General features: G+C 42.5%; 9 protein-coding genes. 4 read left to right on the top strand and 5 right to left on the bottom strand.

The annotated features are described in order from the left end of the window. Nucleotides 1-240 precede the first annotated feature (240 nt). Together asnS and pncB are read right to left on the bottom strand one after the other, a co-directional pair. On the bottom strand, nucleotides 241-1641 hold the full coding sequence (gene asnS / locus BA1DRAFT_RS11030; protein ID WP_036778887.1) for an asparagine--tRNA ligase: 1401 nt from the start codon (nucleotides 1639-1641) through the stop codon (nucleotides 241-243). A 207-nt stretch (nucleotides 1642-1848) separates the two neighbouring features. Further along, nucleotides 1849-3063, bottom strand: a complete 1215-nt coding sequence (gene pncB, locus BA1DRAFT_RS11025; protein WP_036778885.1) for a nicotinate phosphoribosyltransferase — start codon at nucleotides 3061-3063, stop codon at nucleotides 1849-1851. A 346-nt stretch (nucleotides 3064-3409) separates the two neighbouring features. Between pncB and pepN the strand changes: the two genes are divergently transcribed. The 3 genes from pepN (at nucleotide 3410) to BA1DRAFT_RS11010 (ending at nucleotide 8507) form a co-directional block, all read left to right on the top strand. Further along, on the top strand, nucleotides 3410-6022 hold the full coding sequence (gene pepN / locus BA1DRAFT_RS11020) for an aminopeptidase N (RefSeq protein WP_036778882.1): 2613 nt from the start codon (nucleotides 3410-3412) through the stop codon (nucleotides 6020-6022). A gap of 737 nt (nucleotides 6023-6759) precedes the next feature. After that, a complete protein-coding gene (gene pyrD / locus BA1DRAFT_RS11015; RefSeq protein ID WP_036778879.1) occupies nucleotides 6760-7770 on the top strand; it encodes a quinone-dependent dihydroorotate dehydrogenase in 1011 nt (336 codons plus the stop codon). Nucleotides 7771-7961: 191 nt separating this feature from the next. Next, nucleotides 7962-8507, top strand: coding sequence for a cell division protein ZapC (locus tag BA1DRAFT_RS11010; RefSeq protein WP_036778877.1), 546 nt, complete (start codon nucleotides 7962-7964; stop codon nucleotides 8505-8507). A gap of 393 nt (nucleotides 8508-8900) precedes the next feature. On the opposite strand, the gene BA1DRAFT_RS11005 is transcribed toward BA1DRAFT_RS11010, so the two are convergent. The 3 genes from BA1DRAFT_RS11005 to BA1DRAFT_RS10995 all read right to left on the bottom strand — a co-directional run bounded on the left by BA1DRAFT_RS11005 (nucleotide 8901) and on the right by BA1DRAFT_RS10995 (nucleotide 13110). After that, nucleotides 8901-10196, bottom strand: coding sequence for a glycosyltransferase (locus BA1DRAFT_RS11005; protein WP_082303670.1), 1296 nt, complete (start codon nucleotides 10194-10196; stop codon nucleotides 8901-8903). Nucleotides 10197-10437: 241 nt separating this feature from the next. Beyond that, nucleotides 10438-11721, bottom strand: coding sequence for a glycosyltransferase (locus BA1DRAFT_RS11000; protein WP_082303669.1), 1284 nt, complete (start codon nucleotides 11719-11721; stop codon nucleotides 10438-10440). 273 nt (nucleotides 11722-11994) lie between these two features. Beyond that, the gene (locus BA1DRAFT_RS10995) at nucleotides 11995-13110 is read right to left on the bottom strand and encodes a YcbX family protein (RefSeq protein ID WP_036778875.1); all 1116 of its coding nucleotides are present in this window, start codon (nucleotides 13108-13110) and stop codon (nucleotides 11995-11997) included. A 100-nt stretch (nucleotides 13111-13210) separates the two neighbouring features. Between BA1DRAFT_RS10995 and rlmKL the strand changes: the two genes are divergently transcribed. Further along, a complete protein-coding gene (gene rlmKL / locus BA1DRAFT_RS10990) occupies nucleotides 13211-15328 on the top strand; it encodes a bifunctional 23S rRNA (guanine(2069)-N(7))-methyltransferase RlmK/23S rRNA (guanine(2445)-N(2))-methyltransferase RlmL (RefSeq protein WP_036778873.1) in 2118 nt (705 codons plus the stop codon). The last annotated feature ends 4 nt before the right edge of the window (nucleotides 15329-15332 follow it).

Raw genomic sequence — 15332 nt, 5'->3', positions numbered from 1 at the left:
GAAATTATTTATGAAAATACCGTGATGTCCGAGTCGGGGCACAGTTTTTCATTAGCCGTGGACTTTATCTATCATTTAATTGATACAAATTGACGATTTTTGTAATAAAGTGAAAATAATATATTGCAAAATGTAAATGGAATAGGATTTTTGATCGTATCTTGAATTTGAAGAATAAAAAAAGCCAGCTTTTGCTGGCTTTATACATAATAATTTCTTAATATTTGTTTTACGCAATCATTAGAAGTTTGCGCTTCTTGGCGTGCGCGGGAATGGGATGACATCGCGTACATTTGGCACACCAGTCACGTAAGCAACCAAGCGTTCAAAGCCCAGTCCGAACCCTGAGTGAGGTACGGTACCATAACGGCGCAGATCACGGTACCACCAGTAATCTTCTTTATTAAGCCCCATCTCTTCCATACGTTTATCCAGCATATCCAGACGCTCTTCACGTTGTGAGCCGCCGATAATCTCACCAATGCCCGGTGCAAGTACATCCATTGCCGCGACAGTCTTACCGTCGTCGTTCATTCGCATATAGAAGGCTTTAATATCTTTTGGATAGTTTTTCACGACAACCGGAGCTTGGAAATGTTTCTCGGCCAGATAACGTTCGTGTTCTGAAGAGAGGTCAACTCCCCAGAAGACTGGGTTTTCAAATTTTTGGCCGCAGTTTTGCAGAATTTCAATGGCATCGGTGTAATCAATCTGAGCAAAGTCAGAATTGACAAACTTTTCCAGGCGGGTGATAACATCTTTATCTACGCGTTCAGCAAAGAATTGTAGATCATCAGCGCGCTCTGCCAATGCGGCTTTGAAAACATATTTCAGCATATTTTCAGCCAGTGAAGCGGCATCGTTAAGGCTGGCGAAGGCGATTTCCGGTTCAAGCATCCAGAATTCCGCCAGATGGCGGCTGGTATTAGAGTTTTCAGCACGGAAGGTCGGACCAAATGTGTAAACTTTGCTTAATGCACAAGCATATGCTTCACCGTTCAATTGCCCGGATACGGTCAGAAAAGCTTCGCGGCCAAAAAAATCTTGGTTGAAATCCACTTCACCTTTGTCAGTTAACGGCAGATTTTGCAGATCCAGCGTAGAGACGCGGAACATTTCGCCGGCGCCTTCTGTATCAGCAGCCGTAATCAACGGGGTGGAAACCCAGAAGTAACCATTTTCATGGAAGAAACGGTGTAATGCTTGAGCAAGAGTATGGCGCATACGAGCAACGGCGCCAATCAGGTTGGTGCGTGGGCGCAGGTGAGCGACATCACGCAGGTATTCAATACTGTGGCGTTTCGCGGCCATTGGGTAGGTATCAGGATCTTCAACCATGCCGATCACCACGACTTGGGTCGCTTGTAGTTCAAAATTCTGCCCTTGGCCTGGGGAAGCAACGACTGTCCCTGTTACTTCGACAGAACAGCCGGTAGTTAAATGCAGAATTTCATCCTGATAATTAGGCAAATTATTATTAACGACGGCCTGTAATGGATTAAAGCAGGAACCGTCATAGACGGCGAGGAAAGAGATGCCAGCTTTAGAATCTCTCCTTGTACGTATCCAGCCGCGAACGGTGACTTCACTATCAACCGCAACCCGGCCTTGCAGTACGTCGACTACAGGCGCTACGCTCATAGATTTCTCTCTTCTTTATATATCAGTTCAGGTTTGTGAAATTGAATATCCCCACAAGGGGCAACTTGTTCTATGTTACTTGCCCTGTTTCAGGAAACAAGAGGAAATCATCAATTTAAACGGTGAAATAGAGGGGAAAGGCCCTTTTCAGATGTGCTGCTGCGTTATCTGCCAGCAGCACAGGGGTATTTTGGCATGAAACTTGGGTTAACAAGCTTGTTTAACCTGAGGTATATCAAAAGCTGCACGTAGCCTGTTAACAAACTCGTTATCTTCACAAATGGTTTTGCCGGGGCTATCTGAAAGCTTTGCGACTGGTTTGCCATTACATTCAACAAGTTTTATGACGATATTCAGTGGCTTAACCCCTGGAATATTACAGGTGAGTTGCGTACCGATACCGAAAATCAGGTTTATTCTGTTGTGGAAATGACGATAGAGCGCTAGCGCTTTTTGGAAATCCAAGCTGTCAGAGAACACCAGCGTTTTTGTCATTGGGTCGATACCCAGTTTTTGATAATGGGCGATCGCTTTCTCACCCCATTGAACGGGATCGCCCGAATCATGGCGTAAGCCTTGATAACTTTTGGCAAACTGGGCATCAAAGTCCCGTAGGAAAGCGTCCATTGTAATACAGTCGGTCAAGGCAATACCTAACTGGTTAGGATATTCTTTCAGCCAACTCTGTAATGCTTCTCGTTGACTGCTAGCCAGATCCGGGCTGATTTGCTGATGAGCTTGAAACCACTCATGAGCCTGCGTACCAACCGGAGGGAGTCCAAGCTGTTGTGCAAGTTGATAATTGCTAGTGCCAATCAAATAAGGGAAATGCTGTTGCAGCTCACTGACGATAGCGTGTTGAACACAGTGTGAGAAACGGCGGCGTGTACCGAAATCCATCAGTTTGAAACTGGAGAGATCGATTCCTTCATTTTCAGCATTTTGATAGAACAGTTTGATCAACTTGCGTAGCTGATTAACTGCGTTTTCCACTGCATTATCTGGTGAGTGATAGCGATGAACTAATTCACTAATTAGCGCCAGTAGTGGAACTTCCCACATAATGACTTCATGCCATAATCCTGAAATACGGATAGCTAATTGGCCACCCTCTGTAACAGAAATATTGACTTGTTGTGGGTTAAAACGAAAAGTTTTTAACCAATCCAGATAATCAGCCTTGAAAAAAGGCAGACTGGAAAGGTAATTAAATTCAGCATCGGTTAATGCCAAATCAGCCATCGTATTAACTTGATAGCGTAATTCTGTGGCATATTCACCTAGCAATTCATCGCCGCGGCAGCGAAACTCTGCAACAACAGGCATGTGGCTGTAGCGGTGATACACTGCTTGTTGCATATGAAGTTTATAAGCGTCAGTATCAAGCAGTGATTTTATAATTGGGGTAGCGTCTAGTGTCATAGCGCGTTATGCATCCTCACGGAGCGTATTCGTATTAGCTAAATCGATAAAGTGGGAAGAGTATACCGAGATTATTTTGTTATTGAAGTCACATAACATCATATAGTTCACCAAAATATCGAAGCTAAACAGGGCCTTTGGTCAAATATTATCATGTTATTTGATCATTAGGTGATGACAAGCACCAAAGAATAAACATATTCCTTACACAACATCATACTCGTTCTTAATGAATGTTTAACGTCAGAAGGTGCGTTATTCACTCTTGAAATTCAACCTCTTTCTATGGCAGCGTAAGGCTTGGTATTGAATTAATTCCATCAGGCATGAAATAAAAAGGTTTCTTATGACACAACAGCGACAAGCTAAGTACCGCCGGGATTATCGCGCTCCCGACTATACGATTTCTGATATTGAACTCGATTTTAATCTTGATGCCGATAACACGGAAATCACTGCAATCAGCCAAATAAAACGTCTGAGTCACGAAATAACGCCATTAGTGTTGGATGGTGAAGACTTGACACTGAAAAGTCTTCATGTGAACGGTCAACCGTGGGCGCATTATCGTGAACAGGAGGGGACGCTGGTCATTGAACAGTTGCCGGCTCAGTTTACTTTGAAAATTGTTAATGAGATCCATCCATCGAACAATACGGCGCTGGAAGGTCTGTATGTTTCTGGTGATGCGCTTTGTACCCAGTGTGAAGCAGAAGGGTTCCGCCATATTACTTACTATCTCGATCGTCCTGATGTATTGGCTCGTTTTACCACGCGTATCACAGCCGATAAAGCCAAGTATCCGTATCTGCTTTCAAACGGTAATCGGGTTGAGCAGGGAGAAACCGATGATGGGCGTCATTGGGTGAAATGGCAAGATCCATTCCCGAAACCATGTTATCTGTTTGCTCTGGTCGCGGGTGATTTTGATGTGTTGCGCGATACTTTTACGACGCGTAGCGGCCGTGAAGTTGCATTGGAGCTGTTTGTTGATCGTGGCAATCTCGATCGAGCTGATTGGGCGATGACTTCCCTGAAAAATTCTATGAAGTGGGATGAAACCCGTTTTGGCCTTGAGTATGACCTCGATATTTATATGATTGTCGCGGTGGATTTCTTTAACATGGGCGCTATGGAGAATAAAGGGCTGAATGTCTTTAACTCCAAATATGTGCTGGCGAAGTCTGAAACTGCGACTGATAGAGATTACCTTAATATAGAAGCTGTGATCGGCCACGAATATTTCCATAACTGGACTGGGAATCGCATTACTTGCCGCGATTGGTTCCAATTGAGCTTAAAAGAGGGGTTGACGGTATTCCGTGATCAGGAATTTAGCTCTGATCTTGGCTCTCGCTCTGTTAATCGTATTAATAATGTGCGAGTGATGCGTTCGGCACAGTTTGCGGAAGACGCCAGCCCAATGGCCCATCCAATTCGCCCGGATAAAGTGATTGAGATGAATAATTTCTATACCCTGACTGTGTATGAGAAGGGCGCGGAAGTTATTCGTATGATTCATACCTTGCTAGGTGAAGAGCGATTCCAGGCAGGGATGCAGCTTTATATTCATCGCCATGATGGCAGTGCTGCAACATGTGATGATTTTGTTCAGGCAATGGAGGATGCGTCAAATGTGGATTTGTCACTTTTCCGTCGTTGGTATAGCCAGTCTGGTACTCCCGTACTGACAGTTCGCGACGAATATGATGCAGAAAAGCAGCAATATAAGTTGTATGTCAGTCAGATGACACCACCTACCGCTGATCAAAAAGAGAAACTGCCTCTGCATATTCCTCTGGATATTGAGTTATATGACAGTAAAGGTCATGTTATTCCGCTACGTTATGATGGTCAACCGGTTCACCATGTATTGAATGTGACTAATGCAGAGCAGACGTTTGTATTTGATGATGTGCCGTCACTGCCGGTTCCCTCTTTATTACGGGAATTCTCAGCGCCGGTGAAACTGGATTACACATTCAGTGATCAGCAATTGGCATTCCTGATGAAACACGCTCGCAATGCGTTTTCACGTTGGGATGCGGCTCAGTCGCTGATGGCAAACTATATCAAATTGAACGTTATCCGTTATCAGCAGAAGCAGCCGATCGAATTGCCAATGCATGTGGTGGATGCTTTCCGAGCGGTATTATTGGATGAAGAAATTGATCCGGCTCTGGCGGCTCATATTCTGACTTTACCATCAGAAAGTGAGATGGCGGAGCTGTTTGCGATTATCGATCCTAAAGCGATTCATGAAGTTCTGGATGTAATCACTCGTACTTTGGCTCAGGAAATGGCTGATGAGTTTGCGGTGGTTTATAACGCTATCAATATCGGTGCATACCGTGTCGCTCATCAGGATATTGCTCAGCGCTCTCTGCGTAATATTTGTCTATATTATCTGGCTTTTGGTCATCAAGAGCAGGCCGATAAAGTGGTATCAAATCAATATCATCAATCTGACAATATGACTGATGCACTGGCGGCATTATCTGGCTCGGTGCTGGCAGAGTTGCCTTGCTGTGATCAACTCATGGCGGAATTTGATGATCGATGGCATCAGGATGGTCTGGTGATGGATAAATGGTTTAGCTTACAGGCAAGTAGCCCGGCGGCAGATGTGCTGGCTAATGTGCGTAATCTTCTGAATCATCGTTCATTTAGTATCAGTAACCCAAACCGGGTGCGTGCTCTGATTGGAACATTTGTTAATAATCCAGTTGCATTCCATGCTGAAGATGGCAGTGGTTATCAATTCCTGGTAGAAATTTTGACTGATCTTAACAGCCGTAACCCACAGGTTGCTTCTCGTTTGATTGAACCGCTGATTCGCCTGAAACGTTATGATGAAAAACGTCAAAACATGATGCGTAGTGCGTTGGAACAGTTGAAAGCATTGGAAAATTTGTCTGGTGATCTGTTTGAAAAAATTACCAAGGCATTAGAAAGCTGATAACTATTTTATTGGATTATCAAGTTATCGGGCTAATGGTTATTTAGCCCGATATTTTTTCCAATTTATCCTCTGGATAATCAATTTCTTGTTGCAAGCATTGGGTTGGAAGTAAATACTTACAATGGATACACATACAGCAGTTAAGGCACTCAAAGCGTCTGGTTTTAACGATGAGCAGTCTGAAAAAATCGTTGAAGTTATTACAGAACTGCAAAACATAAGTAGTTGTCGCCAAAGCAGATCTAACAGTTGCCACTGAGAGCATTAAAACCGATATTGGTACTATAAAAACAGATTTAGATTGGATTAAGAAACTGACATTAGCAGTTGGTATTGCTGTTGTTATTGCGGCATTGAAATACATTTTTATTGGTTGATGCTTGATACTTGTAGTATGAAAATTGCTCAAGATATTAAAGAGCATCCATTGGTTTACCCCCCTTTGAGTTGTTCGAGAGAAGCAAAGTAAAAGTCAACGATTGTAGTCACCAGTGTATTCTTGTTATATCAATGCATTTTCCCGACTTTCACGCGCAACATCTAGGAGAGATTTGCGCCTAATTAGCATATTTCTGTAGATTCATCCCATATTATTCGGTTACTCTACCTGCCGAAATATTTTTAGGATTAAAAATGAGCGTTTTTTAGTTCAAAAATTTCTAAGTGGCACATGAATGTGTATAGTTTTACTTTTATAATTTAATGTTTATAAATTAATTAATAGGTTCAGAATTATGTGCTACCCACTAGTCAGGAAAGCGTTGTTCCAACTTGATCCGGAACGGGCGCACGAATTAACCTTCCGCCAGCTTAAGCGTATTACCGGTAGTCCTTTTGAGTTCCTGATCCGCCAGTCAGTTGCGACGAAGCCTGTTACTTGTATGGGCCTGTCATTTAAAAATCCCCTCGGTCTGGCCGCGGGCCTTGATAAAGATGGCGATTGTATTGATGCATTTGGCGCAATGGGATTTGGTTTTATTGAAATTGGCACCGTAACCCCACGCGCTCAGGCAGGAAATGATAAGCCGAGATTATTCCGTATCGTTGAAGCAGAAGGGTTAATTAACCGTATGGGCTTCAATAATCTTGGTGTTGATAACCTGGTAGAGAATGTCAAAAAGGCAAAATATGGCGGAGTTATTGGGATCAATATTGGCAAAAATAAAGATACGCCAGTAGAGCATGGGAAAGATGATTATTTAATCTGCATGGATAAAGTTTATCCTCATGCTGGCTATATCACAATTAATATCTCTTCACCTAACACACCTGGCTTAAGAACGCTTCAATACGGCGAAGCGTTGGATGATCTATTATCGGCGATTAAAAATAAACAGAGTGAACTTCAACAAAAATACCAGAAATATGTCCCTGTTGCGGTAAAAATTGCGCCAGACCTTTCTCAAGAAGAGTTGATTCAAATTGCAGATAGTTTAATTCGTCATAATATCGATGGTGCTATTGCAACTAATACAACGTTAGACAAGAGATTAGTTGAAGGACTTAACTATTGCCAACAAGTTGGTGGGTTAAGTGGTCGGCCGGTCCAGTTGCGTAGTACAGAGATTATTCATCAGCTCTCTCAGGAATTAAGCGGTAAAATTCCCATTATCGGTGTTGGTGGAATAGATTCACTTGTCTCTGCCAGAGAAAAAATAGCGGCGGGGGCTTCTTTGATACAGATTTTCTCTGGATTTATCTATTATGGTCCAAAATTAATCAAAGATATCGTCAATCATATCTAAATCTTGCTGTTAATTTATCATTGGGGGTTTATTTTTGCCCCCAACTCATCTATATTTGCTCTGAACATCTAAATTTTATCTGTATCTTCACGTGTCTTTTAATTATGGCAGGGCTTATTTCACTGAATAGCGGGCAAGTTATTTACAATCTGTTTGGCGATGTAAGTTTTTCTGGCATAAAAGGATAACTCATGAACATTAAACCCGATGACCAATGGCGCTGGTATTTTGATACTGACCATGACCGTGTAATGCTCGACCTGTCTAATGGTATGGTTTTTCGTTCCTGTTTTCCTGCGAAGATGCTGACACCCTATGCAATGGGAGAAACTTCGTTCTCTGTAGAAGATGCGACGCTTTATTATTGTTTTGAAGAACAGACACGCCAAATTAATATTTCAGATGAATCCAGGGCTGAATTAATTCTTAATGCGTTAGTGGCTTTCCGCTTTATTAAGCCGCAGATGCCAAGAAGCTGGTATTTTTCCCGTTTTGCCATGATAGAAAAGCCGGTACAAGGCGAGCTAATTCAGGTACGGCTCCAGGATTGCGGGACAGATGCTGTATTCTTGGTCGTAGAAGCTGGAGATAGCGCGAGCCTTTGTCTGTTAGCTCAACCACAATTAACGTTATCCGATCGGGTAATGAGTTTTTGCGATCCAATTAAGATTATGAATGATCGATTGATGCCATTTGTAGAACCTGTTTGTATGCCAATTTATGGCACCGCGGTTTGATCTAGGTTTAAGATCCCATTGTTCCGTGATTTCCAAAGAGTAAAATCATTTTTTGAAAATAGAACGACAAGCCAGAAGATAATCACTGTTTTTAATTGAGAAAATTGTTCTTTATCATCTGAGGAAATTTTACCGCATTCACATCTTCTCATCTGATTATGAGTAAGTTATTCTTTTCCTGTTTCCTGTTTCCTGTTTCCTGTTTCCTGTTTCCTGTTTCCTGTTTCCTGTTTCCTGTTTCCTGTTGGCTATTATCACAGAAACTTGTTCGTTATAGTAATAGCTATAGCTTACTCGTTTGAAGTTGGTGTGAAAAATAGATAAGAAGTATTTTAATAATTCCCTCCCCTCTGGATAGCATTAGCTTTGAGATGGGGAGGAGATATAATGAAGTTAATTAGCACGATTTTCGAAGATTAATTGTTCTGCGTGATGGGATATTGCTGCCAATGCGTCGTGACTGGCGTAATCATCTTGGATGATTTGTGCCCGCTGTTTAAACAAATTTGTACGCAGCATATTTTCCACTGTCTGCTTAAGCTGAGATTCCGTTGGTTGTGCTGTATCCAGATTAATACCGCATCCAGCCCATACGACGCGAAACGCTGTTTCCTGTTTACCTTCTCCCGTATCGGCAATGAGTACTGGTGTACCGTGGTTGAGGGCGTAATTAATGGTTCCATAACCCCCGTTGGATATTAGCAATGAAGCTTTTGGCAGCCAGTGCTCAAATGAGATAAATTCTTCGATATATGCGTTGTCAGGTATGTTTTCTGGCCGTATTTCTATTGAACTACCACCGGTGGTTGCTAATACACGCACAGGTAATGTAGCCAGTGCACGCAATGTGGGGAGAATTAACTGGTTTAGATCAGTATTAGACATGGTGCCCTGAGTGACTATAACCAATGGGCGTGGATCATCTTCTTCCCATAATTGCGGTGATTCTGTTATCGGAGCGGGGTTGGGGAGAGGGCCAATAAAATGGACTGTATCAGGCAATTCTTCTCGTGGGTACTCAAATGCCAGGGTTGAAAGTTGCAAAAAGCGATCAGAACCCAAAATGACTTCATCATTGAAAAATCTGGTTAACGTAGCGCATCCCGCCTGAGTTAATGCGTCATTGAAGCTATTCTGAACTTCGGTTATTAGTTGTCGTGTTTCCTCATCCACGAGTTGTTCATGTGTCAACTCTGATGGTAGTAATGCGGGGGGAATACGTGGTCCCCAGAAAATTGAATCTTTCGAAGAGTAAGCCAGAGGCGTTATGCCAATTATGATCACTGGAAGGCGATGAGTTTTTTCTTTTTGCAGCAGTGGCAATATGCCATAGAAACAGTTCTCGGCTATAAGGAGTTCTGCTTGCTGTTCATGGATGATTTGTTGTAGTTGGCGGTCAAGGAATGGGATTGGGGTACAGAAGAAATCTTTAAACGCTAGCGCCATTTGTAGATTTCCTGGAGGAAGGTGCGCTCGATCAGGAAAACGTTGTTTTAAGTGGCGGTAATCAAAGTCTATCTGCTCATCGAAGGGGATAAATGTTGCATTTAAATCTTCTACCTGTTGGCGAAATAATGCGCCGGTGAATACAGTTACCTGATGTCCTTGTGCTATCAGTGATTGAGTTACTTTTAACATCGGATAGACATGCCCGGGCGTTGCGACCGCTGCAATGACAATTCGTGCCATAACTTACTCCTTTGTACTGTTTTGATTTAATTACGCTAGTTAGCTCCTGACTCAGGGTGTGATCATTTCATGATTACTGTTACAAATTCATTGTAGTAATAATAATTTATCATGACAATAATCACTGTAATTTATTTTTTATGAAGTTATGACATATGCCGATTTCCTCCCCCTTTTAGTCTGTGTTAGCACTAAAATGGAGAGGAAAGACGAAGGTATCTAGGGTTTGGTTACTGCGGCTTTATTCAAGAATTAATTGTTCTACGTGACGGGATATTGCTGCTAATGCATCATGTCTTGCGTAATCTTTTTGGACAATTTGCGCACGTTGTTTAAACAAGTCTGTACTCAGCATATTTTCCACTGTTTGCTTAAGTTGAAATTCAGTGGGGTGTGCTGTATCCAGATTAGTTCCGCATCCAGCCCATACAACACGAAAAGCTGCTTCCTGCTTGCCTTCTCCTGCATCTGCAATGAGTAACGGAGTCCCGTGGCTGAGAGCATAATTGATGGTTCCATAACCTCCGTTGGATATTAGTAATGAAGCTTTTGGCAGCCAGTGCTCAAATGAAATAAATTCTTCAATGCGTGCATTTTCGGGTAGATCTTTACTCAGTGTTTCTACCGATCTGCCACCGGTGGTTGCCAATATACGTATTGGTAATGTAGCCAGTGCGTGCAATGTGGGGAGAATCAACTGATTTAAATCGGTATTGGAGATAGTACCCTGAGTAACTATAACCAATGGACGTGGATCATCTTCCTCCCATAATTGAGGTGATGTTGTTGTCGGTGCAGGATTAGGAAGGGGGCCAATAAAATGGACTGTATCAGGCAACCCTTCTCGTGGGTATTCAAATGCCAGGGTTGAGAGTTGCAAAAAGCGATCAGCACTGATAATCACTTCATCGTTGAAAGGTCTGGTTAACGCAGAGCTTCCTGACTGAACTAATGCGTCATTGAAGCTATCTTGTACTTCGGCTATGAGTTGCTGGTTGGTTTCATCTACGAGTTGTTCATGTGTCAATTCTGGTGGTAATACCGCAGGTGGGATACGTGGCCCCCAGAAAATTGAATCTTTCGAAGAGTAAGCCAAAGGTGTTATGCCAATGACTATCACTGGAAGACGATGGGTTTTTTCTTCTTGTAGCAAGGGTAATATGCCATAAAAGCAGTTCTCGGCTATAAGCAGATCTGCTTGTTGTTCACGGATAATCTGCCGTAATTGGCGGTCAAGAACTGGGATTGGAGCTGAGAAGAAATTTTTGAATGCCAGTGCCATTTGTACATTTCCCGGAGGAAGTTGGGCACGGTCGGGGAAACGCTGTTCTAAATGACGATAGTCAAAGTCTATCTGTTCATCAAAAGGGACAAATTGCGCGCTTAAAGTTTCTACCTGTTGGCGAAATAATGCACCGGTAAATACGGTTACCTGATGTCCTTGTGCTATTAGTGATTGAGCGACCTTTAACATTGGATAGACATGTCCAGGGGTTGCGACCGCTGCAATGACAATACGTGCCATGACTTACTCCTTTGGTGTTTTTTCTGAGTGACTTAAGCTCCTGTTAGAGTGTAATCATTTTATGACAGTAGTTATAAATTCATTATGGTAATAATTAATTCATTATTGTAATAATAAATTCGTTATAACAATCACCGTTGTGATTGATTTATAAAATTTATTGATTTCCTCCCCTTTTAAGCGGTGTTAGCGCCACAATGGGAAGGAAGGATAGAGGAATTGGCGTTCAACGTGCCAATTTATGGCACGTTAGTTTGATTTTAATTTAAAGATCTATTCTTCGCTATTATTAAGAATAAGGTTGCTCTTTGGAATACAACAGCAAGCTAAAATATGACCGTCGTTTTTAATCGCCGTGGCTTTTAAAGGAGAAACCTCGCCCTTAATTAAAGAAAGTTTACAGCATCCACATATTCCCGCCCGACATGAGTAGGGTACTTTAATTCCTTGTTGTTCCAGTTGTTCTAAAATGATTTGTTGATTATTACCTGTAAAGGTTTTCCCATTATATTCAATAGTGACAGATTGCTCATTTATTTTTGGTAAATCAATATCTTCAGCTTTTTCGCCACTGCCATATTTACGCGGATCTTTTTTAGCTAATATAGTGACATTATCTCCGATTCTAATAATACCACTCGAACGGGCAGTGAGATTCTGACCAAAATCGACATCACCATTTTCTGCTGTACGGAATGATTGCAATGTCGCTAATGGCTCTCCGTTGGAATTTTTAATGCCTTTATCAATGCTGACGGTTGTCAGAATACAGCGGCTACAGGGTTTGGGCAAATCAAAAATAACATCGCCAATCTGAATTGATTGCCAATTGTCTTCTGCAAATGCTTCAGTACCAGTAATAACAATATTTGGACGAAATTGCTCTAATTTAATACTGGCCGGACAACGTTGTTGTAATAAATGAAATGAAGCTTCATTAATGAGTAGAAATGGATAACCATCAGCAAATGATAATGGAATGTCAGGGTGTTTTTTTACTCTGCGGCTTAATTTATGGCTTAACCAGCGTAATTGCACTGGAATATCAAAGAAACGACTTAACCATTGATTAATTGTTTCTGGTGCAATTAGGGCCGTAAAATGGTTGCCCCATACTTCCGTAGGCTGCTGTTCAGGTAGGAAATCACTGTAAAGTACGGTGGCATTTTCTCCGTTGGGCGCACGCAGATAAATACCGTTATTGAACATAGCTGGAGTAAATAACAACATCTGAGGATATTTACGGGCGGTAATAAAAGTCCCGTCTGTCGTTGTGACCATAAAATTGCGATCAAAGATAAGGCCGCTTTCACTGACTAATGCATGGGAGAGTTGCAAACCACGCATAGACTTTACCGGGTGGGTATACAAGCGAGACAGAGTGATCATCCGTTAATCTCCATGAAACATTTTTTACATGCTCAACTTTATGACATGTCACCTGGATTAGCTATAATGCGTAACAATTTTCTTTTTGGTGATATGTAACATGAACTCTCTGTTTGCCAGCACGGCGCGTGGATTAGAAGAATTATTGAAGAACGAACTGGAAATGCTGGGAGCGCAATCATGCAAAATTGTGCAAGGCGGAGTTCATTTTCAAGGTGATGGCAGAGTGATGTATAAAAGTCTGATGTGGAGCAGGCTGGCATCACGTATTTTGCTACCGCTAAACGAATTTAATGTTTATAGCGATTTAGATCTCTATCTTGGCGTTCAGTCTATCGATTGGAGCCAGATTTTCTCGGTAGGCAGTACTTTCTCTGTGCATTTCAGTGGCGCAAATGAAGAGATACGGAATACTCAATATGGCGCACTCAAGGTTAAAGACGCCATTGTCGATAGCTTTATTCGTAAGTTGGATCAACGCCCTAATGTGGCAAAGCAACAACCGGATATTCGCATTAATGTTTTTTTGAATAAAGAGAAAGCCAGTGTTGCATTGGATTTGAGTGGTGATGGTTTGCATATCCGAGGTTATCGCGATCTTGCTGGTCAAGCCCCACTGAAAGAAAATCTGGCCGCTGCGATTATTCTACGTTCAGGCTGGCGGATTGGTACTCCGATGGTCGATCCTATGTGTGGTTCCGGCACATTATTGATTGAAGCCGCAATGATGGCGGCTGATCGTGCTCCTGGGCTGCATCGTAACCACTGGGGCTTTATTGCCTGGTTGCAACATGATGAAGAGATTTGGCGTGAGGTGACTACAGAAGCGCAGATCCGCTTTCGTAAAGGTCTTCAGGAGACAGCTTCTCGTTTTGTTGGTTCTGATATTGATCGCAGAGTGCTGGATATGGCTCGGTCAAATGCTCGTAGAGCAGGGGTTGCACAGTTGATAACTTTCCAGCAAGGTGATGCTAGTCGTCTGGAAAATCCGTTACCAGAAGGCCCAGTCGGAACAGTGTTAAGTAATCCACCTTATGGTGAGCGCTTGGAAAGTGAACCTGCATTGGTTGCACTACACAGTTTGTTTGGGCGGATAATGAAAAGCCGTTTCCCTAGCTGGCGTCTGTCTCTATTCAGTGCGTCGCCTGAGTTGCTGAGTTGTTTGCAATTACGGGCTGAACGTGAGTTTAAAGCTAAAAACGGCCCACTGGATTGCGTGCAGAAAAATTATCAGTTGTCAGATAAACCGCACTCATCAGAGATGAATGTGGCGGAAGATTATGCCAATCGCCTGCGCAAAAATGAAAAGAAATTAACTAACTGGGCGAAACGGCAAGGGATTAATTGCTATCGTCTGTATGATGCTGATTTGCCAGAATACAATGTGGCTGTTGACCGTTATGCGGATAAAGTGGTGATTCAGGAATATGCTCCGCCGAAAAGTATTGATGCTAATAAAGCACGTCAGCGTTTATTCGATGTTATCAGTGCAACGATGCAAGTTCTTGGGCTCACATCGAATCAATTAATACTTAAAACTCGTCAACGTCAGAAAGGAAAAAGCCAATATGAAAGAATGGCAGAAAAACGGGAATTCTTTCTGGTAAATGAGTATGACGCAAAATTTTGGGTTAATTTAACTGACTATTTGGACACTGGCTTGTTCCTTGATCATCGTATTGCTCGGAAAATGCTAGGTGAAATGAGTGAAGGAAAAGATTTTCTGAACCTGTTTGCTTATACCGGATCTGCGACAGTACATGCTGGATTGGGAGGCGCGCGTTCAACAACGACGGTTGATATGTCTCGCACTTATCTTGAATGGGCTGAGCGGAACTTACAGGCTAATGGATTAACAGGGCGTCAGCATCGGTTGATTCAGGCCGATTGTCTCGCTTGGTTGGCTCGGGCCGGTGAACAGTTTGATTTGATTTTTATTGATCCGCCGACTTTCTCCAATTCTAAACGAATGGAAGATGCATTTGATGTACAACGCGACCATATCATCTTGATGAAACAGCTGAAACGCTTGTTGCGTCGTGGGGGAACGCTGATGTTCTCCAATAATAAACGAGGTTTTAAAATGGATTTTGCTGAGCTGGAGAAAGTTGGCTTGGTGGCAGAAGAGATCACCAGTAAAACCCAGTCGCAGGATTTTGCCCGTAACCGTCAGATTCACAACTGCTGGCTATTACGCCATGCTGGTGAGGAAAAATAATTAC

This window comes from Photorhabdus aegyptia, assembly GCF_000612035.1.
GTDB lineage: Bacteria > Pseudomonadota > Gammaproteobacteria > Enterobacterales > Enterobacteriaceae > Photorhabdus > Photorhabdus akhurstii.
Note: the sequence above shows the minus strand (reverse complement) of the source record. Positions and strands in the feature narration are given on the sequence as shown.